The organism is Peribacillus deserti, assembly GCF_002863585.1.
GTDB classification, from domain to species: domain Bacteria; phylum Bacillota; class Bacilli; order Bacillales; family DSM-1321; genus Paraperibacillus; species Paraperibacillus deserti_A.
The window spans coordinates 1-20,344 of record NZ_PGUY01000081.1; the positions used below are offsets into that span (position 1 = coordinate 1).

A 20,344-nucleotide genomic window follows, 5' to 3' on the forward strand; every position below is an offset into this window, starting at 1 on the left:
CCCACAGGCGAAGCCGAGGAGGCTCAGCGCCCGCCCCGCGGAAAGCGAGCATCCTGTAGTGGAAATCTACCTCCTTGTTCAATAACAACAAAGTTTGCGAAAACAGCCTTTTATAATTAAAGCCGGTATGCTCCATTAGGTACGGACATGTATCAACCTTCAATATTGCAATGAATGAAAGAACATGAACCATCCTATATCAGCACATGTAACTGGCCTCAAACAAAGATGAGGACTTCTCCGGCGGATGTTTCAGAGGAGCTTCTTTTGTGTAAAGCTGAGTAACCGTTTGGGGTGAGCTTTCTACTGATTTTGAATCTTGAGTGTGGCTTATATAATAAATTGAACATCTCCTATTTTATAAACCCTCTGAAAAGGGAAGGATATAATATCCACATTAATTTTTAAAAGGGGTATGAAGATGCCAAGAGTTACAGTGTATGGATACGGGGATTTTGAGGTAGAAGAAGGGAAAAAACTTGTATTGGCATTAGAGGACAATGGCGTCCATATTCTTCACCGCTGCGGCGGGAAGGCAAAGTGCACAACATGCAGGGTAGAGGTTCTTGATGGTGAATTTAGCGATCTTAATGAAAAAGAATTGAAGGTGATTGAGCCTTCAATTGATGATCATTTGAGGTTATCCTGCCAGCTCCGGGTGATTGGGGATATAACGGTACGCCCCATAAAAACCATTGAAAACAGCGGACTGGAAGCAGGACCAAGACCGGAAGAGTAATGAATAAAGGGGAGAGGCACATTGGAAAGTAAACGATTGGCAGGGGAAAAGGCGGTTGATTTCGTGGAAGAAGGAATGGTTTTGGGACTTGGGACTGGCTCAACCGTCTATTTTACATTAGTGAGGCTGGCTGAAAGAGTCAAGCAGGGGCTGAATATCAAAGGAGTCCCTACATCAATTGAGACTGAACGGATTGCAAGACATTTAGGTATTCCACTGGTTAATAGCGGGGAAGCGGGGAAAATCGACGTGGCTATTGATGGTGCAGATGCGATTGATTCACATTTTACCCTTATTAAAGGGGGAGGCGGGGCTTTATTGCGAGAAAAAATGATCGCCCTCGCAGCGGACCGTTTCATCGTTGTAGCTGACCCTGGTAAATTTGTAACAGACTTAACCCATGTCAATCTTCCTGTCGAAATCATTCCGTTTGCAAGGGAACTGACCGAGATTCATGTTAAGGGTTTAGGCTGCACCACCCGCCTGCGGATGAAGGATAATAAGCCTTTCATTACTGATAATGGCAACTTCATCCTGGATTGCAGCTTCAGCGAAATCATAGAACCGAATGATCTTCAAATGAAACTTAACCGAATTCCCGGGGTAGTGGAAAATGGGTTATTTGCAGGCCTTGCGGACCAGATCATCACAGTGGATCATTCGGGAAAAGCAGCGGTCCTGGAAACCTAAAAAGGCTGGGCAAAAATACGACCCAGCCTGGCCATTCATTAAGCTTCTTTCGCTGTCTCCAATGCAGCAGCTTTGGTACGCCCATCAAGTTCCGGAAGGATCAAAATAAAGATGAGAATGCCGATGACCCCTATACCTGTAATAAAAATGGAAATCGCGAAACTCGATAAGAAAGCACTAAGTGTCACCGTTAACGAACAAATCAGCATCGCTACATTGAATGTCAGCCCCGCTACCGCCATATAAGAGCTCCTCGCGTGTTCAGGCGGCAGAGAAGCCATATAGTTTTGCTGAACAGGCACTCTTACTACTTCTGCAATAGTCGCCATCAGCATGCCTGTAAAGAGAAGCCAGATATTATTTGAATACGAAATAACTGAATATCCCGTTACAAAAATTAAACAGCTGTAAAGAAGAACTTTGCGATCTTCCCATTTTCCAGCCAGATTAGCCGCAAATAACGCAAGGAACACCACAAGAATTGTATTTTCCGTCCGAAGGAAACCAGTCATTTCAACTCCCCCAAACTTGATCCCGAAAATATTCTGCTCGCCCAGTTCATCCGCCAGCCGGATACTTATGTAGCTGGTAAGCTGAAATTCCATCGATAACACCAAGAGTCCCGCCAAAACATAAAGAATAAAAACACGGTCATTGAACACTTCACGGTATGTAGAAAACATTTTAATAGCCTGCCCTTTCAGTGAAACGTCTGCGCTTTTAACAGGCGAAAAGCTTTCATCAATAAAGAAGGTAATAAGCATCCAGGTTAAAAGGGATGTGCATGTAAGGGCGATGAGCAGCTCAAAAAGATAGTTCTTAAACAAGAATCCTCCCAATACGCCTCCAAGAGCAATGGATAGATTATTAGCCCAATACAGAATGGAATACATTGCCTTCCGTTCTTCCGGCCTGCTTACATCCATCAGCATCGCCTGGCCAGCGGGCCCGGCAAGTCCCCAGCAGATGCTGTTTACTGTCATCATGAAAAACGTCAGAAGCGGCGCATGAAACCAAGGTGAATTCGATAACATCATCGTAAAAAAGGCAAGGAAGCGCAAGCTTTCGGCAAAAACGATAATCTTTTTCCGGCCAAACTGGTCAGAGAAATAGCCTCCATAAAAATTAATGATAATCCCGACAAAAACGTTTATGAGGAGTAAAAGTCCAGCGTTTTTTGTGCCAAAATAATGGGACAAATAGATTGCCATAAACGGGAAAATCATGCTTCCGATCATTGAACCCAGAAACGACTCCGCAAGGCGGATCTTAATCGTCCGGTGAAATGACATTATGTTCATTAATAAAACCCCTTTGTTAAAAACTCCTACCAAATTACCATTATATCTAAATGGTAAGAATTGTGGAGAAAAATATTTGAATAAACGAAAAAATAAATACTTTCTAATTTTTCTAACGTAATTTACGATCAATCTTAATGGTCAAAACGATGATTGAGCGAGAGAGAAGTCGTGAGAATTCCTGTTAGGAAAGGGGGGGAAATGGAGATCCTGCAGGCAAATGCGAAATAATAAGAGGACCTTCATATAGATATTTAATAGCTAAATATACCTTCCTTAGCATATACATAATCGAAGGTTTGTACGATTATGTCTAAGTCCATTTAACTTGATGCCTCCTAGAGTAAAGACTCATAAAGTGAATGTTTTTTAATAAACCTTGGAGGATTGCGTATGGAGAGCGTTCTATTATTTGTTGGATATCTGCTTGGTTCCATTCCATTTGCTTTAGTGGTTGGCAGAATTTATTATGGAGCGGATATCCGGGATTATGGGAGCGGAAATCTAGGTGCCACTAATAGCATTCGCCTTTTAGGTAAAAAAGCAGGTGCAGTCGTTCTCGCAGGGGATATCTTTAAAGGGGTGCTAGCTTGTTTACTACCTATTTGGCTTGAGGTTCCACTGGATCCTTTATATGCCGGTGCAGCGGCAGTATTCGGCCACTGCTTTCCGATTTTTGCTGGCTTCAGGGGTGGAAAAGCTGTAGCAACGACAGCCGGAGTCCTGCTTGTCGCAGATCCTATTCTTTGTTTGATTACATTTGGAATCTTTTTTATTGTTATTGGGTGGACCAAATATGTAGCCGCAGGATCTCTAGCGATTGCTCCTGTTCTATTTCTATTCTCCTTCTTTCAGGAAAAAATAGAGTACACCTATCTTTTTGCGCTCTTTATTCCGTTTATGCTGTTCTTGCACCGCACTAATATAATGAATTTTATAAAAGGGATAGAACCTAAAATCAATGATAAAAATATCTATAAAGATCAACTTCATAAAAAGAAATAATGCGTAAACAGGGCTGCTAGATTTCAAGGGCAGTCCTTTATTATGGTTAATTTTAGTCCGTATGATAAAAATTTCCTCTTCTTTCGGTAAGAATAAAAAGTCTTGAACATACTGTTAGTACTATAAGCTAATAAGACTAAAGTATCGGAGTGGTTACGCTGCACAACGTAAGTAAATTAACACAATTAGGATGGGAAGGCTTAACGTTAAAGCATGTAAATCATAGATCAATTGTCGTGCCATATACCATTTTCTTTATAATTGCTATGATTTTAGAAGTATTTCTCGTTTTATTATCAGTGCTTGTTTTATTTATATCGATGGTTTTTAGGGACGGTCCTGGTATTTTATTTTTTAGCTCCATGCTGGGTTTGCTATGTTTGTTGGTTATGACTATTGGCATACTTAAGGACATTTATAAAAACAAGTGGAAAATATGAAGAAGGGTCCGCTTTAGTAAAAGTTTGTGTCATCTGCATTGGATACTCAATATGATATAGGTAAACGCACAATGAGGTGAAGCTATGCCAGTAGTTCAGCACACAACTGCAGATCTTAATCTCTTGGCAAGATTGCTGAGAGCTGAAGCAGAAGGGGAAGGTCAGCAAGGAATGCTGATGGTTGGAAATGTAGGAATTAACCGGATTCGGGCAAACTGCTCCGATTTTAAAGGACTTCGCACGGTCCCGCAGATGGTTTATCAAGAACATGCATTTGAGGCAGTACAAAAAGGATATTTTTATCAAAGAGCCCGTGAAAAAGAAAGACGTCTTGCACGCAGGTCACTTGCTGGTGAGCGGATATGGCCCTCCAAATATTCTCTCTGGTATTTCAGGCCGCCGGGGAATTGTCCTCCAACATGGTATAACCAGCCGCTTGTCGGACGTTATAAACTGCATTGCTTTTACCAGCCGACAGGTGAAACCTGCGAAAATATATATCAATTCTAATGAATCAAAACAGGCGGCACATTGCTGTCTGTTTTTTTCTCTGAAATAGAAGATGCTTGAAAAATCGAATGTTCTAACCGAAATACTTTTGGCCTCAACAGTTTGGACAACCCCATAAAATTGCCCGAGCCCCATTTTAGAACTGGAGCATTAAATTCCTAACCCTTTTTGTCAAAATAACTCGAAATAAAACGATGAAAAACACTTGTATAGTCAAATTCGTATGAATTTTCAAAAATGTATTGAAATCGATTTCAATGTGAAGTACATTAGACTTGTAAGTGATTTTTGAAATCGTTTACATACTATAAAAAAGGGAGGGAAAAGGGGGATATCAATTGACGACGATTGCAGATGTAGCCAAAATGGCTGGGCTGTCTCGTGCAACGGTATCAAGGGTCTTAAATAACCATCCAAATGTTACCGAAGAAAAAAAGCGGCTCGTGCGTGATGCAATGGAACGTTTAAACTACGTCCCTAATTCAACGGCCCAGCGGCTGCGCAACCAAAAAACGGATACCATCGCCATTTTAGTCCCGGTACTGACAAATCCTTTTTTTGCTTATCTCTTAGAGGCGATGGATACTGTAGCTACAGAGAATAACCTGCAATTGCTAGTCTGCCAGACACGGTATGACAGAGAAAAAGAATTGAATTTTTTAAGCTTGCTAAAGACCAAGCAGGTAGACGGACTAATTCTTACTTCAAGTGAAAATGACTGGGAAATTATAACCGAATTCACACAATACGGCCCGATTGTCCTTTGCAATGAATACAGTCAGGTGGTTAATGTGCCGGCTGTTCGCATGAATAATACGGAAGCCGCCTATCGAGCTACCCGTCATCTTATCGAACAAGGATGCAGAAAAATAGCCTATTCATATGGCGAAAAAAAAAGCAGTGTTGCTCTGGAAAGGGAGGATGGTTTCCGGCAGGCACTTAAGGAACACAGTCTGCCTATGAACAAATCCTGGATTATCCGAAATGTCTATGATATTGAAGATGGCAGGGGGGCTCTGAACTATTTAACAAAACTGTCCGAAAGGCCGGATGCAGTGTTTACAGGCAGTGATCAGGTTGCCACTGGAATGATCATGGAAGCTAAAAAGCAAAACATTCATGTTCCAGGAGATTTAGCCATCGTCGGTTTTGACGATCAGCCCATTGCCAGTATTATTGAGCCGGGTTTAACAACGATTGCCCAGCCGATCAAGCAGATGGGGACGAGGGCAATGGAGACGATGATTGAGGTAATATTACATAAACGAGAATTATCATACCAAGAGATCCTATTACCTTTTGAATTAATTGTAAGAGATTCTACAAATCGATTTTCATTTAATTAGGGGGTTCCAAAATGAAGAAATCTAAAAAGACTAAATTACTTGCCGTTTTCGCTACATTATCGCTTGCCCTGGCTGCCTGCAGTGACTCAAGCAGCAGTAGCAGCAGTGAGAATACGAAAGATAAGAAAACCGAAGGCGGTAAGGGTGAAAAGGTAACTCTTATCTATGCTCGTGGTAAGGATGTTACAAAGGGCACCGAAAAAATGGTGGAGGCTTTTGAAAAGTCCCATAAAAATATCGATATTAAATTCAGGGAAATGCCGGCAGATACAGGCCAGCAGCATGATGCCTATGTAACTGCATTCAATGCGAAATCAGCTGAAATCGATGTAATCGATATGGACGTAATCTGGCCGGCAGAGTTTGCTCAGGCTGACTATGTATTGCCGCTTGATCGTTTTATCCAGCAGGATGGAATAGATCTTAATGAATACAACCAGGGTGCCTTAGGTGCAGCCCAATTTAATGGAAAACAATGGGCACTTCCTAAATTCGTTGATGCCGGACTTCTTTTCTATCGAAAAGATCTTGTAAAAGAAGATGAAGTTCCTAAGACATGGGATGACCTACTTGCACAGGCAAAAGCTAAAAAAGGTCAAGGCGGAACAAAATTCGGTTACATTATGCAGGCTAAACAGTATGAAGGGTTAGTTTGTAATGCTGTTGAATTTGTATCAGCTTACGGCGGACAGTTCATCAATGACAAGAACGAGGTAGCAGTCAATAGCCCGGAAACCATTAAAGGATTGAAGAAATTAGTTGAAATTGCTAAATCTGATGTGGTTCCAGGCAATGTAACAACATTTGCTGAAACTGAAACAGACCAAGCTTATATCGAAGGTCAGGCTGCTTTTGTTCGTAACTGGCCATATGAATATGCTAGTGCAAATGACAAAGAAAAATCTAAAATTGCCGGCAAGGTAGGCGTAGCTCCGCTTCCTGCAGGTGACAAAGGGTCTGCTGCAGCTCTTGGAGGCTGGATGGCTGGTATCAATAAAAATTCTAAGCATCCTAAGGAAGCTTGGGAATTCCTTAAATTTATGGCTGGTGCAGAAGGACAAAAAATTGACGCGATCTATGGCGGCCATGCACCTACTATCCTAAAGCTTTATGAAGATCAAGAAATCTTAAAAGCTAATCCGACATTTGCTGATAAAGGATTCCAGGATGGCCTTTCTGCAGCTGTTTCTCGTCCAGTAGCTCCAAACTATCCGGAAATTTCAGAAATTATCCAAATTCACGTTTCCAAGGCGATAGCTGGCCAAGAAACCGTTGAACAAGCTGTCCAAAATATGGAAAAAGAAATGAAAGAGAAATTAAAATCATAAGGTATGGCTGGAATTGGTTAGCCTTCTACAATTGAAGGCTAATCCATTTTTTTACATTAAAGGCGGGTGTAAAAATGAAAAACGGTGGGATTAACGGACAAAATGATCTCGAGTTAGGCAAGAAAAATCCTCAGCTCACAACATTAAGAAAAGAACCTAAACAAAAGAAAGCTTTTAGTGAAGGCAAAGCAGGATATCTCCTTATTGCTCCAGCCATGATCCTTATTTTCCTAGTTGCGGTTTGGCCGGTCTTGCAGTCCTTTTATTTCAGTCTTTTTGATTTACGCTTAAATAACCCAACTAAGTCTGAGGTTCATTTAAGCTACAATGTGGATCTAGAAAGATATCTTAACAACTATCCTTTTCTAGTCACTGCTCTTGATAATGAGATCAGAGAAGGAAATGCTGCGGAACAATTGGAAGCTGCAAAATCCGAGCTGAAAGCGATTGATGATAAGCTCCAAAAGGATGGAGAGGTTAAATCCCAATATGATGCTGTGAACGATAAGCTGATGAATTTTGAACAGCCGGGAACAGACATCCGAATGGTTGAAGTTGACCGGGATATTGCAGAGGATTACCTAAAAACAACAGATTCTATATTGACATCACTTAAGAAAGCAGCTAAAGAAACAAAGCTTTCTCAAGAAGATAAAATTATCGGTCTTGCATCAGGCCTGAAAGATTCAATTATAAAGCCTAATTTTATCGGACTTAAACATTATAAAGATAATTTTGGCGATACGAGAATGTGGAAGGCGCTAGGCAATACGATGACTTTTACCATTATATCTGTTGCTGCAGAGTTGATTCTTGGACTTGCTATCGCTTTGTTAATCAATAAAGCATTCTTTGGAAGAGGATTGATCCGTGCAAGCATCCTGATTCCGTGGGCAATCCCAACTGCCGTTTCGGCATTGATGTGGAAATTCTTATATGACGGACAAAATGGTATCATTGCTAAAATCTTCGAAGATGTGGGACTTATAAATAAGATGAGTAACCTCTTGGTTACTGACACGGGCGCTATGTTTGCCGTCATTTTTACAGATGTCTGGAAAACAACGCCTTATATGGCCCTGTTGATCCTTGCAGGCCTGCAGACGATACCTTCTTCCCTATATGAAGCATCTGCTATTGATGGAGCAGGAAGATGGAAGCAGTTCACAACAATTACTCTTCCTCTGCTAAAATCAAGCATTCTAGTAGCGTTGTTATTCCGTACACTTGATGCTTTCAGGGTTTTTGATTTAATTTATGTACTTACAGGCGGAGGTCCGGCGAACAGTACCGAAACAATCTCCATTCTTGCTTATAAGGTCATGTTCTCACAAACCAACTTTGGGGAAGGATCTGCGTTAGCAGTAATCGTGTTTATCTGTGTAGCTATTATTTCCATGCTGTACATTAAGTTTTTAGGGAAAGATCTTTTAAATGATGGAAGGGGCAATTAGGTATATTGGGCGTTTCTGCTAATTTCGCAGATTGCTACCTGGTGCTTATGACTAAATTGTCTTAAGGAGTGAGAAAATGAAGAAAAAAGCCGGCCCCCTTTTTTATGTTTTTCTAGTAGTCTTTGTATTATTCGTTATGTTTCCTTTTCTGTGGATGCTAATCAGCTCAATTAAGCCATTAACGGAGCTGTTCGGAGATAAGGCATTTACACCTTATACGAATCATCCTACTTTTAAAAGCTATGTTTCAGTTTTCGTAGATTATCCTTTTCTAAGGTATCTATGGAATAGTGCAGTTGTGGCTACCATTACAACAGTTTATACTGTCACTGTTGCGTCATTTGCAGCTTATGCGATTGCAAGACTGGACTTCAGAGGAAAAACCTTTATATTAGGTCTTGTACTATCAGTAACCATGTTTCCGCAGATTGCAACCATATCACCCATTTATATTTTCTTGAAAAATCTAGGACTAACAAACTCATATCTTGGGTTGATTATTCCATATACTACCTTTACACTGCCGCTTTCCATCTGGCTTCTAGTTACATTTTTCAGGAAGATTCCATCCGATTTGGAGGAAGCAGCGAAAATTGATGGCGCTACCTTAATGCAGACATATTGGAAGGTCATTATGCCGCTTGCTGTGCCTGGAATGTTTACTACAGCCATACTTGTATTTATTGCAGCGTGGAATGAGTTTCTGTTTGCGCTTACTATTAATACGGAAGAAAAGTACAAGACAGTGCCGATCGGGATCGCGATGTTCCAGGGTCAGTTTACCATTCCATGGGGCGAGATAGCAGCAGCCACAGTAGTCGTTACTGTACCGCTTGTTATCATGGTGCTGGTTTTCCAAAGACGGATTGTTTCCGGATTAACCTCTGGGTCCGTAAAAGAATAGAAAAGGAGATAAAAGCCTATGTTGAACGTTACGATCTGGAATGAAAATCAGCATGAAAAGAAAGATGAGAGAGTTAGAGAATTATATCCAGAAGGTATTCATGGAGCGATTGCCTCCTTTGTGCAAAAAGAAGATTATAACATCAAGACAGCAACCCTCGATGAAGCTGAACATGGACTAACCCGCGAAGTATTGGAGAACACAGATGTTCTTCTATGGTGGGGACATATTGCACATGATCAGGTAGAGGATGAAATCGTTCAAAGAGTCACACAGAGAGTGTTGGACGGAATGGGATTAATTGTTCTCCATTCAGGACATTTCTCTAAGGTCTTTAAAAAGCTTATGGGGACCTCATGTGATTTAAAGTGGCGCGAAGCCGATGAGAAGGAACGAATCTGGGTAGTAGACCTGAGCCATCCAATTGCAGAAGGACTAGGCGAGTACATTGAGCTGGAAAGAGAAGAAATGTACGGTGAACACTTTGATATCCCAACTCCTGATGAACTGGTTTTTGTGAGCTGGTTCGAAGGCGGAGAAGTATTCCGCAGCGGCTGTACGTTTAAACGCGGCAACGGAAAAATCTTTTACTTCCGTCCGGGACATGAAACATATCCTACATATCATAACAAAGATGTACAGAAGGTCATACAAAATGCGGTAAAGTGGGCTGCACCGGTTGACCGGAAGAGACCTGTTTATGGAAATGCAAAACCGCTTGAAGTAATTTCGGCTACTTAAAGGAGGCTATTTATATGACAATTTTAAAAATTGGGGTAATTGGCTGCGGAAGTATAGCCAGACACCGTCATTTACCTGAATATGCTGCGCATAAAAACGCGGAGATTGCTGCAGTCTGTGACATAGTGGAAGAACGTGCTGATGAAATGGCTGTGAAATACGGAGCCAGAGCCTATACAAATTACGAAGAGCTTTTAGCGGACCCGAGCCTTGATGCCATATCCGTATGTACACCGAATTACCTTCACGCTCCGGTTTCTATAGCCGCATTAAATGCCGGAAAGCATGTTCTGTGTGAAAAACCAATGGCCACTTCAAAAGAAGAAGCTGACGCCATGATAGAAGCAGCGAAGCAAAGCGGGAAAAAATTGATGATCGGGCACAATCAGCGATTTGTTCCGTCCCATGTGAAAGCGCGGCAATTGATTGAATCCGGTGCAGCAGGAAGGATATATAGCTTTAGAACGGCTTTTGGGCATCCGGGACCTGAAGGCTGGAGTATAGATGGCAGGGAAAGCTGGTTCTTTAAGAAAGAAGAAGCGTTTATCGGTGCAATGGGTGATCTGGGCGTACACAAAGCGGATCTTATCAGATACCTTTTGGGAGAAGAAATTGTGGAAGCAGCAGCCTTTGTGGAAAGCAGCTCAAAACCAAACAGCACAGTGGACGACAATGCAGTCTGCATCCTTAAATCAGAAAGCGGGATCATTGGCACACTTGCTGCCAGCTGGTCATACGGAAAAGAAGATAATTCTACTATTATATATGGTGAAAAGGCCGTCTTCCGCTTAGAAGATAATCCTGAGTATTCCCTGGTAGTTCAATATACAAATGGAGAAACGGTAAAATATGAGCTTGGCAGAATACAGTCTAACGAAGAAGGCGGGCAAAGCAGCTCACAGGTGATCAAGCACTTCGTAGATAGTATTGCTAATAATCATCCTGTACCTGTAGATGGAGTCGAGGGGAAAAGATCACTAGGCATTATCCTTGCTGCACTTGAATCTACTGAAACAAAACAGATTGTCAGTTTAAAAGAAAAACAACTGATTTAAAGGCAGGAGGCTGCTATGACAAAACTTCGAATAGGAATTATCGGCGCTGGAGGAATTGCCCAGGCAAGACATATACCAACGCTGTTAAAAAATGAAGAAGTAACAGTAGAGGCGGTATACGACCTGAATATGGATGCCGCAGCTGCAGCGGCAGGGCGGTTTAACATTCCGAAAATCATGAATTCGTATCAGGAGCTGTTTGGAGAAGTTGAGGCTGTAGTCATTTGTACACCTAATAAATATCATGCTGAAATTGCCATTGCCGCGCTGCATGCTGGAGTACATGTTCTATGTGAAAAACCGATGGCATTGACTTCAATGGAAGCCGAATCCATGATCGAGGCGTCAAAAGTAACAGGAAAAGTCCTTTCCATCGCATTTCATTACCGATTCATGAAAGAATCTATTGCAGCAAAGAAGGCAGTAGACGCCGGGGATATTGGTAACCCCCTCGTTGTCCGTGTCAAAGCATTAAGAAGAAGAAAGGTGCCAGGCTGGGGCGTATTCACAAATAAGGACCTGCAGGGCGGAGGCAGTTTGATCGACTATGGCTGCCACCTTCTGGACCTCTCCCTTTGGCTGATTGGAAACCCGGCTCCGACGGAAGTGACTGGAACTTCATATAATGCTCTAAGCAGAGTCCCGGGGCAGGTCAATCAATGGGGGGCATTTGATCATATTGCATTTAATGTAGATGATCACGTAACAGGATATATTAAATTTGAAAATGGAACATCTCTATTACTCGAGACCTCCTGGTCCAATAATATAAAAGAAGATGTGATCGAAGAGGTCAGCATTTCGGGTGATAAGGGCGGATTGGATGTATTTCCGTTCAGCTTGAATTATTCGAAACATGGAATGCTGTTCAACAGTGAGGCTGCCTGGCTGCCCGGCGAAGATGATCCAAGCATCCCGCAGGCCCAAAATTTTATCGATGCATGTCTGGGACGTGCTGAACAGATTGTTAAGCCCGAGGAAGCCCTGCAGGTTACCCAGATTATAGAGGCCATTTACGAGAGCAGCGACTCTGGAAAAGCAGTGGCTGTTTATACTGAAAACAGAGAGGGTGGACTTTTACCATGAAATTAGGTGTATTTACGGTTTTATTTTCAGAAAAGACCTTTGAAGAAATGCTTGATTATGTAAAAGCGGCAGGACTTGATTCTGTTGAAATCGGAACAGGAAATTATCCGGGGAACAGCCATTGTCCACTGGATGAGCTTCTGGAGAGTGAAGAAAAACGGAGAGCTTACAAACAGGCGGTGGTTGACAGAGGACTAAGCATCAGTGCTTTCAGCTGCCACGGCAATCCGCTTTCTCCAGACAAGGAGTTTGCCAAAAACTCACATGAAATTTTCGTAAAAACCATACAGCTGGCGGAATTATTGGAAGTACCCGTTGTCAATTGTTTTTCTGGCACTGCCGGTGACCATGAAGGCGCTAAATATCCAAACTGGCCGGTCGCTCCCTGGCCAAACGAATTTGGTGATGTTCTTACGTGGCAGTGGGAAGAAAAATTAGTCCCTTATTGGAAAGAATGGGGAGCATACGCAGAAAAGAAAAATATAAAAATTGGGCTGGAGCTGCATGGAGGCTTCCTTGTACATACACCCTACACCCTATTGAAGCTGCGTGAGCTGACAAGCCCGGCAATTGGTGCAAACCTTGATCCTAGCCATCTATGGTGGCAGGGAATTGACCCCGTGGCTGCCATCAAAATTCTTGGCAAAGAAAATGCCATCCATCACTTCCATGCCAAGGATACATATATCGACCAAGACAACGTCAACATGTACGGCCTGACAGATATGCAGCCATATGGAAACGTCCAGACAAGAGCATGGTCCTTCCGTTCAGTTGGCTGCGGCCACAGTGTCCAGGAATGGTCCGATATGATGAGCGCTCTACGCACCTTCGGCTATGACTATGTAGTAAGCATCGAACACGAAGACCCGCTAATGTCCATCGAAGAAGGTTTTACACGGGCTGTCCAAAATCTGCAGACAGTCTTAATAAAAGAACAGCCATCCACTATGTGGTGGGCTTAACCATACGTAAGAGGCAGCTGGTTAGCTGCCTTTGGCTGCCGAGAGAAAGTCTCGGCGGCTTTTATTATGTACTGGTTGTAGTGTAGCGCTTCCAAGCTCGGGGATCAGCATGTTTCTCGTAAGAAATGCCTAAGGGTTAGCTGGGTAGCTGTATGTACTGGCTGTCGAGAAAAGCCCGCCGGTGCTTTTTAATAGTGGTGATTTAAGCGAAGTGTCTGCTGTTTAGAATTCTGCTCAGCGGCAGCACATTTCTATGGAAGAAAAGTATGAAGGCAGCTAGTTATTTTCATTTACTGGCTGATGAACAATCTTGCTGGCATTTTTTTTTTGTGCTGGATTTACGCGAAGCGTCTCCTGATTAGATTTGCTTAGCGGCAGCACATTCCTATGGAAGAAAAGTATGAAGGCAGGTTGATAGCGGCTTGATAGCAGCATTTGACAGGCTGATGAGAAAATACGGCTGGCCTTTCGTTAACTGTGTTGTTTATTTAAAAGAAGCATCGCTAAGTAGAATATCCTCAGTTCAGAAAATTTTTCTGAAAGAAAAGGATAAAGGCAGTTTGATAGCAGCATTTGACAGGCTGATGAGAAAATACGGCTGGCCTTTCGTTAACTGTGTTGTTTATTTAAAAGAAGCATCGCTAAGTAGAATATCCTCAGTTTCAGAAAATTTTTCTGAAAGAAAAGGATAAAGGCAGCTTGATAGGCAGCATTTGACAGGCTGATGATAAAGTTTGGGCTGGCCTTTTTTAATTGTGTTGTTAATTTAAGCTAAGTGTATGCTAATTAGAATTTCGTTCAGCGTCCGTATATTTCTCTGGAAGAAAAGGATAATAGCAGCTGTGAAACCTTTTCTGGCTGACGAGAATATTTAGCTGGAGTATTATATTTCTCAGCGATCAGCATAATCCCCGATAGAAAAGCATAAAAGCAGCCGGATAAGCATAAAGGCAGCTGGATAAGCATAATGCACCATACATACGCATTGGATAAAAAGAGATAAGCATTAATGTTATAAACATAAGCATAAAACCTAAAAACATAAGCATAAACCTTCCGAACATAAGCATATTTCCCATAAAGTTAAGCATAAACCTTTCTGCATCACGCTACATCTTTTACATTTAGCAAAAACCTTATGTAAAAAGCCGGTTTCCATGAGCCGGGGGCAAAAAGGAATAAGTAAAAGGGAACCAAAAGTATGGTTTAGCCCCAAAAAAAAGCGGTTTACCAGTAAAAATGGACCCTCTAAATGAAATTTGAAAATTTCATTCCTGTAATCTTGGTCGTACAAATGCTCGGATTAAAATGTTATACAGTTTGCCTGACATATGGACTTCAGTCATCGTGCGAAGTGAATTATTTTAACAGTTGGATGCAGCCTTCTTAAGGATACTTTGATAACTGTTTGTTTAGGTATACTGTATACATTGTAAAAACTGATTTGTGTGAGCGTAAATTAAAAACTTGTGAGAAAGAGGAGGTTCCGGTCAAGTCAGAACCATGCGAGTATAGGGCTGTCATAAGCTTGAAAAATTTGTGAGCAAATTAAAAGGGGTTCCGAGCAAGTCAGAACCATCGAATCTAAAAGGGATCGTATGCTAGTCATATAAAGAATATGTGGGCGAATTCAGATTTACGCAGCAATAAAGAGCCCGGGCAAGTGGAACTATGTATTCAAAGAGCGATAATCGTTAAGAGCATTTAACCACTCAACAGTTAAGTGGGTTCCGAGCAAGTCAAAACCATCGAATCTAAAAGGGATCGTATGCTAGTCATATAAAGAAAAGGTGAGCGAATTCAGAGTAACGCAACAATAATGAACCCGAGCAAGTTGGAATTATGTATTCCAATAGCGATAATAGAAAACATTATACGGCTCAACAGCTAAGGGGTTCCGAGCAAGTCGGAACCATGCAAGAAAAATAACAACATGGAATCAACCTAATAATTGGTGTCTCATCCTCATGTAATAATCAGCTGTTCCAACCTCCATGCAAACCAAACCCTCTTATACAATCTGCATAAATCAAATCGTTCGCTACATAATCGTCACTTGGACTCCCCGTCAAATTAAATCCACTTTAACTCCAATACAACACTTTCCGCCTTTCCTGTTTTTTTATCGAAATTTAGGGTATTAGTACCCTATATGGAAAAGGAAGTATATTTCCCGGTTGAACAGTAAATATTACCATGGAAATGTATTTTGGGAATTTAAGCTTGATGACATAGAATTGAAAAATTATGTAAACAAGGGGAAATGACAGATGTCACTAACACCACAGCAGCGAATAGAATTGCATGGCTTTAACAATCTGACTAAGTCTCTCAGCTTTAATATGTACGATATTTGCTATACGAAAACGAGAGAAGAGCGCGAAGCGTATTTGGAATATATCGATGAGCAGTATAATGCAGACCGGCTTACAAAGATTTTAACCACAGTGGCCGATATTATTGGGGCACATGTGTTGAATATTGCTAAACAGGATTATGTTCCTCAAGGCGCCAGTGTGACGGTGCTGGTTTCAGAAGGTCCGGTTGTTGAAGTGCCTAATGAATCGTATGAAGAATCCCCGGGTCCACTTCCAGATAATGTTGTACTCCAGCTTGATAAAAGTCATATAACTGTACATACGTACCCTGAATTTCATCCAGATGAAGGGATCAGTACTTTTAGGGCGGATATTGATGTTTCGACCTGCGGGGAAATTTCACCGCTGAAGGCATTAAACTATTTGATCCATTCCTTTGATACCGATATTATGACGATCGATTATCGGGTGAGAGGATTTACAAGGGATATAAGAGGCCATAAGCTTTTCATAGATCATGAAATTGATTCCATACAGAATTACATCCCTTCTAACGTCCAAAGCTTGTATGATATGATCGATGTGAATGTATATCAAGAAAATATTTTTCATACGAAATGTAAACTCAAGGATTTTGATCTGGACAATTATTTGTTTGGCTATACAAAGGAAAAGCTATCTAAAGATGATCAACAAGCCATTACCCGCAGGTTGAATAGAGAAATGGATGAGATCTTTTATGGGAAGAACATCCGGAACGGCTTTATGGATGAAGAATAACATGGACTGAACTATTTACTATTAAAAGCTTATTAGAAAACACCTCTGAATTCAAAATGTAAACAAGCTGGAAGTTTATTCCAGCTTGTTTTTGTAACTATATGCGTTAAAAAACTTTCCACCACTTTTTGGTTTTCTTGGCGGCTGCTACTTCCCGGTAACTTGTAACCATATCTTGAAATACATCCTCCCGCTGCATAATGCTCTTTCCGAGCTGTTCGAAATTTTGGTTGATGGTTTCCACGATATTTTCCTGGTCTTCCTGTATGGTTTTGGTCATTTTCAGCATGTCTTTTTGGGCTTTATCCAGGGTGCTCGAAGCCGTATAAATCATGCTTTTATAATCTTTTGCAGCGGTTCTGGAGGATTCGGAGATCTGCTTCGAAAGCTGTTCGAAGGTTCCTTTTGAACTTTTCACAAAAGAATCAGATAAGCTTGCAACAGTTTCATTATTTAGCTTTGACGCCTCGTTAATACTTTCCGTAATAGCATTCATATCGGATTTTCTTTTTTCGTTGGATCTTTGTATGGACTTAGAAAGGCCCTGAACCGTGCGCAGTGTTCCTTCATGAATCCCATTCTTCACTTCTTCCAGCATTTCCATCTGATTCTTTTTGATTTCTAATTTAATTTCCTGCACCAGATTTTGCTTATACGAATCAAGCGCAGCCTTGAATTCTTCCATATCAAGGGCTGGCTGTGGTGCCGGGGCTTGTTCTTGCTTAACAAGAGGCTGCTCTACTGTGGCAGGGACTCCGAATGATTCAGAAGGTGCTTCGGAACCTTCATTAAAGTGCTTCTCCAAAAGCATCCGTATCATATCCTTGCTAAGATTTTTCTCTCTCATTTCTTTGATTTTAGCCAGGATGGAAATCTCGGTTTCTGTATAAAACCGTGCACCCTGCCTTGATCGCGGAATTACGAGAAGGCCGTTCAAATCCTTCTCCCATTGCCTGATTGTGCCTGTAGGAACACTAATTTTCTTTGAGACATCTTTAATAGAATATGCTTTTAAAACCTGATTTTTACTCATTTGAAATCTCGTCCTTTCCCAATTATGATTTATCAAATAACATTATTTTTTTTGGTTATGTCTCTATATTCTTCAACACGAATCCCTTTTTCCTGCTATGTGACAAAAGCTTTGAAAACTAGTGTAGATTCACCAAATACGGGTATATATCAGCAGTATTTTAGTTCTAATGGCGAATAAAAGCAGGCTCTTAAAACCAAAAAAGGGAGTGTTTTTGCTGTTATGTCAAGGTTTTTAGTTGTGTTTAAAACAAATTAAGCGTATTTACACTTACAGAATAATGTGCGAATCTTGTAATATATTATTATTTTTAGGAGAGACTTACATGAGATTACCCGAAATGAAACAAACCTTCAGCGACTTAATTCTGAATCATTCGGAAGAATTAGCAGAACATATGTTTCGTGAATTGTTTTCGTTATATAAAGCCCGTTTTACAGAGGAGGAAATCAAAGCAGGAACCATTCCGCTATATATACAATTAATACATATTGTTGCTAAAGGACTCATTGACGAAAAAGTTCAGATTGAAGCGCCTGCCTGGGGAGAAAAGGTTGGGTGGCTGTCCATAAAAAATGGCGGCGAGCTTGGAGGAACGATAAAGTCTAGTAATTTATATAAGAAAGTAATCTGTTCGTTCATCCTGGAACAAGGGGAAAAACAAAGATTATCGTATATGGATCTGAGTGATCTATTAGCCGAAGTGGATGCTATTTTAACATTAACGATCTATGGGTTCAGCAATGCATTCACTAAGCATACAGAGCAGCAGCTTAAGGAAAAGGAAAACATGTATGTAAAAATTTCTGTTCCATTGGTACCTATTTCTCCAATTACAGCTATTTTGCCTCTAGTTGGGGAAATTACGGACTTAAGGTCAGAAGTCCTTTTACAGGAAACCCTGCATGCATGCACAAGTAAGCGCTACGAAAACTTAATTTTGGATGTTTCAGGAATTTATTCGGTAAATACGGTAGTCATAGATACCTTATCCAAACTGATAGATTGTCTAAATCTCCTGGGTGTCGATGTTATGGTTACTGGATTAAGAAAAGAACTAAGCTTATCCTTTGTTGAGCATGGTATCTTTTTAAGAGGTGTGCGAATTTACAGCAACCTCAGCAAGGCTATTGAAGATCTATAAGTAAAAGTGCCCCCATTCCAAGAGAATGGGGGCTTTTGTTTACCCGAGCAGCATGCAGGTGATTAAAATTCCAAAATAGTTTTAATATTCATTTGACAATACATCCCCTCTCAATCTATAATTATCTCATATTCATTTATCTTTAATTAAAAATAAATGAAATCATACTAATTGGGGGATATTTATCATGGCAAAAACTAAATGGGCTTTAGATCCAACCCACAGCAGCGTAGATTTTTCAGTAAAACATATGATGTTTGCAAAAGTTAACGGTTCATTCAATAAGTTCGACGCAGTAATTGAAGCAGATCCTGCGGATCTTACTACTGCAGATATCGAATTTACAATTGATACTGCGAGCATTGATACGCGTAATGATGACCGTGATGTTCATCTTCGTTCAGCAGATTTCTTTGATACTGAAGCTTACCCATCCATAACGTTTAAATCAAATGAAATTACAAAAACAGGTGACAATGAATATTCCGTTGCTGGTGACCTTACTCTTCACGGAGTCACCCGACCGGAAGCATTCACTGTAACATTTGAAGGACAGGGAAAAGATCCTTGGGGCAATGAAAAAGCTGGATTCAGTGTTGAAGGGAAAATCAAACGCAGTGATTTTGGCCTTACATGGAATGCAGCATTAGAAACTGGCGGAGTTCTTGTTGGAGATTCAATTAATATTTCAATGCAAATCCAAGCGGCGAAAGCATAATGAATAAAAGTAACGGATTATTAGTCATTTAATAATCCGTTTTTTTGTTTTATTTATCCATAAGCGGGGTAATTTTTTATATTAATCATAAAAGAGGTGACAAGATGGCTGAACTCAAAGAGATTCTCCTGAATGAATTGGAAGTCTGCCAATCAAAGATTGAAATGTTTTCCGGGATGAATAACTCCTTAAAAGGGTTGAATGCAATTCAGGCCAGCTGGCGTGATGGGGGTGGTGAAAATTCGATATGGGACATTGTAAATCATCTTATCTTTTGGAATGAACGATTTTTGCATCAGTTCATGGGACTTCCTGTCAGCAAAGAGTCATTCAGCAATGACTCTACATTCTTTAAAGAAAAAAATCCTGCTCTGCTTAACGAAGAACAATGGGAGGCGGCTGTCGCCCGGTTGAATTCTGTATTTAATGAGTGGAAAGAAGCAATTCATGAGTGCGACGAGGAAATGTTATTAACCCCGCCTTCTCCTGAAAGACCTTGGTGGAAAACCGTTTCTTCCATGAACCTGCATACAGCTCACCACATCGGACAAATCATATTTATAAGGAAGCGGCAGGGCTCATGGGAACCAGTTAAGTGGGACTAGATTAGGCAGCAAAAGAGCCGGCAATTAACGCCAGGCTCTATTTTTATTCTTTTTATTTGGCTGTTTTCGCAAACTTTGTTGTTTTTGAACAAGGGGTTGATTTCCACTACAGGATGATCGCTTTCCGCGGGGCGGGCGCTGAGCCTCCTCGGCTTCGCCTGTGGGGTCTCACCTGTCCCGCT

The 20,344-nt window shown here is 41.1% G+C and carries 19 protein-coding genes; 17 read left to right on the forward strand and 2 right to left on the reverse strand.

Annotation, left to right across the window (positions count from 1 at the left end):
- The first annotated feature begins 421 nt into the window (after positions 1 to 421).
- Both CUU66_RS22200 and rpiA read left to right on the forward strand, forming a co-directional pair.
- Complete coding sequence (locus tag CUU66_RS22200) at positions 422 to 739, forward strand: 2Fe-2S iron-sulfur cluster-binding protein (protein ID WP_101645583.1); 318 nt, start codon at positions 422 to 424, stop codon at positions 737 to 739.
- 21 nt (positions 740 to 760) lie between these two features.
- Complete coding sequence (rpiA, locus tag CUU66_RS22205) at positions 761 to 1,429, forward strand: ribose-5-phosphate isomerase RpiA (RefSeq protein ID WP_101645584.1); 669 nt, start codon at positions 761 to 763, stop codon at positions 1,427 to 1,429.
- A gap of 38 nt (positions 1,430 to 1,467) precedes the next feature.
- Here rpiA and CUU66_RS22210 read toward each other — a convergent pair whose 3' ends face one another.
- Positions 1,468 to 2,730, reverse strand: coding sequence for an MFS transporter (locus CUU66_RS22210; protein WP_101645585.1), 1,263 nt, complete (start codon positions 2,728 to 2,730; stop codon positions 1,468 to 1,470).
- A 393-nt stretch (positions 2,731 to 3,123) separates the two neighbouring features.
- Here CUU66_RS22210 and plsY point away from each other — a divergent pair, with 393 nt between their 5' ends.
- From plsY to speD, 12 genes are all read left to right on the forward strand, one after another.
- The gene (plsY, locus tag CUU66_RS22215) at positions 3,124 to 3,735 is read left to right on the forward strand and encodes a glycerol-3-phosphate 1-O-acyltransferase PlsY (RefSeq protein WP_101645586.1); all 612 of its coding nucleotides are present in this window, start codon (positions 3,124 to 3,126) and stop codon (positions 3,733 to 3,735) included.
- A 524-nt stretch (positions 3,736 to 4,259) separates the two neighbouring features.
- Positions 4,260 to 4,685, forward strand: a complete 426-nt coding sequence (locus CUU66_RS22220; RefSeq protein WP_101645587.1) for a cell wall hydrolase — start codon at positions 4,260 to 4,262, stop codon at positions 4,683 to 4,685.
- A gap of 338 nt (positions 4,686 to 5,023) precedes the next feature.
- Positions 5,024 to 6,031, forward strand: a complete 1,008-nt coding sequence (locus CUU66_RS22225; RefSeq protein ID WP_101645588.1) for a LacI family DNA-binding transcriptional regulator — start codon at positions 5,024 to 5,026, stop codon at positions 6,029 to 6,031.
- 11 nt (positions 6,032 to 6,042) lie between these two features.
- Positions 6,043 to 7,359, forward strand: coding sequence for an ABC transporter substrate-binding protein (locus CUU66_RS22230; RefSeq protein WP_101645589.1), 1,317 nt, complete (start codon positions 6,043 to 6,045; stop codon positions 7,357 to 7,359).
- Positions 7,360 to 7,574: 215 nt separating this feature from the next.
- Complete coding sequence (locus CUU66_RS22235; protein WP_257968107.1) at positions 7,575 to 8,813, forward strand: carbohydrate ABC transporter permease; 1,239 nt, start codon at positions 7,575 to 7,577, stop codon at positions 8,811 to 8,813.
- 76 nt (positions 8,814 to 8,889) lie between these two features.
- Positions 8,890 to 9,717, forward strand: a complete 828-nt coding sequence (locus CUU66_RS22240) for a carbohydrate ABC transporter permease (RefSeq protein ID WP_101645591.1) — start codon at positions 8,890 to 8,892, stop codon at positions 9,715 to 9,717.
- Positions 9,718 to 9,735: 18 nt separating this feature from the next.
- Positions 9,736 to 10,458 carry a ThuA domain-containing protein gene (locus CUU66_RS22245; RefSeq protein WP_101645592.1) on the forward strand — a complete coding sequence of 241 codons (723 nt, stop codon included), beginning with the start codon at positions 9,736 to 9,738 and terminating at the stop codon, positions 10,456 to 10,458.
- Between the two features lie 14 nt (positions 10,459 to 10,472).
- Positions 10,473 to 11,513, forward strand: a complete 1,041-nt coding sequence (locus CUU66_RS22250) for a Gfo/Idh/MocA family protein (RefSeq protein ID WP_101645593.1) — start codon at positions 10,473 to 10,475, stop codon at positions 11,511 to 11,513.
- A 15-nt stretch (positions 11,514 to 11,528) separates the two neighbouring features.
- Positions 11,529 to 12,599: a Gfo/Idh/MocA family protein gene (locus CUU66_RS22255; RefSeq protein WP_101645594.1), complete on the forward strand. Its 1,071-nt coding sequence runs from the start codon at positions 11,529 to 11,531 to the stop codon at positions 12,597 to 12,599.
- Positions 12,596 to 13,564: a sugar phosphate isomerase/epimerase family protein gene (locus CUU66_RS22260; RefSeq protein ID WP_101645595.1), complete on the forward strand. Its 969-nt coding sequence runs from the start codon at positions 12,596 to 12,598 to the stop codon at positions 13,562 to 13,564. The genes CUU66_RS22255 and CUU66_RS22260 overlap by 4 nt, the downstream gene beginning before the upstream one ends.
- Positions 13,565 to 13,986: 422 nt before the next feature.
- Positions 13,987 to 14,256 carry a hypothetical protein gene (locus tag CUU66_RS22265; RefSeq protein ID WP_101645596.1) on the forward strand — a complete coding sequence of 90 codons (270 nt, stop codon included), beginning with the start codon at positions 13,987 to 13,989 and terminating at the stop codon, positions 14,254 to 14,256.
- 1,578 nt (positions 14,257 to 15,834) lie between these two features.
- Positions 15,835 to 16,662, forward strand: a complete 828-nt coding sequence (speD, locus tag CUU66_RS22275) for an adenosylmethionine decarboxylase (protein WP_101645598.1) — start codon at positions 15,835 to 15,837, stop codon at positions 16,660 to 16,662.
- 106 nt (positions 16,663 to 16,768) lie between these two features.
- On the opposite strand, the gene CUU66_RS22280 is transcribed toward speD, so the two are convergent.
- Positions 16,769 to 17,695, reverse strand: coding sequence for a MerR family transcriptional regulator (locus tag CUU66_RS22280; RefSeq protein ID WP_101645599.1), 927 nt, complete (start codon positions 17,693 to 17,695; stop codon positions 16,769 to 16,771).
- Positions 17,696 to 18,020: 325 nt separating this feature from the next.
- Between CUU66_RS22280 and CUU66_RS22285 the strand changes: the two genes are divergently transcribed.
- The 3 genes from CUU66_RS22285 (at position 18,021) to CUU66_RS22295 (ending at position 20,162) form a co-directional block, all read left to right on the forward strand.
- Positions 18,021 to 18,839 carry an STAS domain-containing protein gene (locus tag CUU66_RS22285; protein WP_180955398.1) on the forward strand — a complete coding sequence of 273 codons (819 nt, stop codon included), beginning with the start codon at positions 18,021 to 18,023 and terminating at the stop codon, positions 18,837 to 18,839.
- Positions 18,840 to 19,026: 187 nt separating this feature from the next.
- Positions 19,027 to 19,557 carry a YceI family protein gene (locus CUU66_RS22290; protein ID WP_101645601.1) on the forward strand — a complete coding sequence of 177 codons (531 nt, stop codon included), beginning with the start codon at positions 19,027 to 19,029 and terminating at the stop codon, positions 19,555 to 19,557.
- Positions 19,558 to 19,661: 104 nt separating this feature from the next.
- Positions 19,662 to 20,162 carry a DinB family protein gene (locus CUU66_RS22295; protein ID WP_101645602.1) on the forward strand — a complete coding sequence of 167 codons (501 nt, stop codon included), beginning with the start codon at positions 19,662 to 19,664 and terminating at the stop codon, positions 20,160 to 20,162.
- Positions 20,163 to 20,344: the final 182 nt, after the last annotated feature.

Bases quoted from the DNA above. Each gene is read 5' to 3' on its own strand.
- plsY (WP_101645586.1), top strand. From the start codon at position 3,124: ATGGAGAGCGTTCTATTATTTGTTGGATATCTGCTTGGTTCCATTCCA.
- CUU66_RS22280 (WP_101645599.1), bottom strand. From the start codon at position 17,695: ATGAGTAAAAATCAGGTTTTAAAAGCATATTCTATTAAAGATGTCTCA.
- CUU66_RS22235 (WP_257968107.1), top strand. From the start codon at position 7,575: ATGATCCTTATTTTCCTAGTTGCGGTTTGGCCGGTCTTGCAGTCCTTT.
- CUU66_RS22295 (WP_101645602.1), top strand. From the start codon at position 19,662: ATGGCTGAACTCAAAGAGATTCTCCTGAATGAATTGGAAGTCTGCCAA.
- speD (WP_101645598.1), top strand. From the start codon at position 15,835: ATGTCACTAACACCACAGCAGCGAATAGAATTGCATGGCTTTAACAAT.
- CUU66_RS22290 (WP_101645601.1), top strand. From the start codon at position 19,027: ATGGCAAAAACTAAATGGGCTTTAGATCCAACCCACAGCAGCGTAGAT.
- CUU66_RS22220 (WP_101645587.1), top strand. From the start codon at position 4,260: ATGCCAGTAGTTCAGCACACAACTGCAGATCTTAATCTCTTGGCAAGA.
- CUU66_RS22210 (WP_101645585.1), bottom strand. From the start codon at position 2,730: ATGAACATAATGTCATTTCACCGGACGATTAAGATCCGCCTTGCGGAG.
- CUU66_RS22285 (WP_180955398.1), top strand. From the start codon at position 18,021: ATGAGATTACCCGAAATGAAACAAACCTTCAGCGACTTAATTCTGAAT.
- CUU66_RS22245 (WP_101645592.1), top strand. From the start codon at position 9,736: ATGTTGAACGTTACGATCTGGAATGAAAATCAGCATGAAAAGAAAGAT.
- CUU66_RS22260 (WP_101645595.1), top strand. From the start codon at position 12,596: ATGAAATTAGGTGTATTTACGGTTTTATTTTCAGAAAAGACCTTTGAA.
- CUU66_RS22255 (WP_101645594.1), top strand. From the start codon at position 11,529: ATGACAAAACTTCGAATAGGAATTATCGGCGCTGGAGGAATTGCCCAG.
- CUU66_RS22230 (WP_101645589.1), top strand. From the start codon at position 6,043: ATGAAGAAATCTAAAAAGACTAAATTACTTGCCGTTTTCGCTACATTA.
- CUU66_RS22240 (WP_101645591.1), top strand. From the start codon at position 8,890: ATGAAGAAAAAAGCCGGCCCCCTTTTTTATGTTTTTCTAGTAGTCTTT.
- CUU66_RS22250 (WP_101645593.1), top strand. From the start codon at position 10,473: ATGACAATTTTAAAAATTGGGGTAATTGGCTGCGGAAGTATAGCCAGA.
- CUU66_RS22200 (WP_101645583.1), top strand. From the start codon at position 422: ATGCCAAGAGTTACAGTGTATGGATACGGGGATTTTGAGGTAGAAGAA.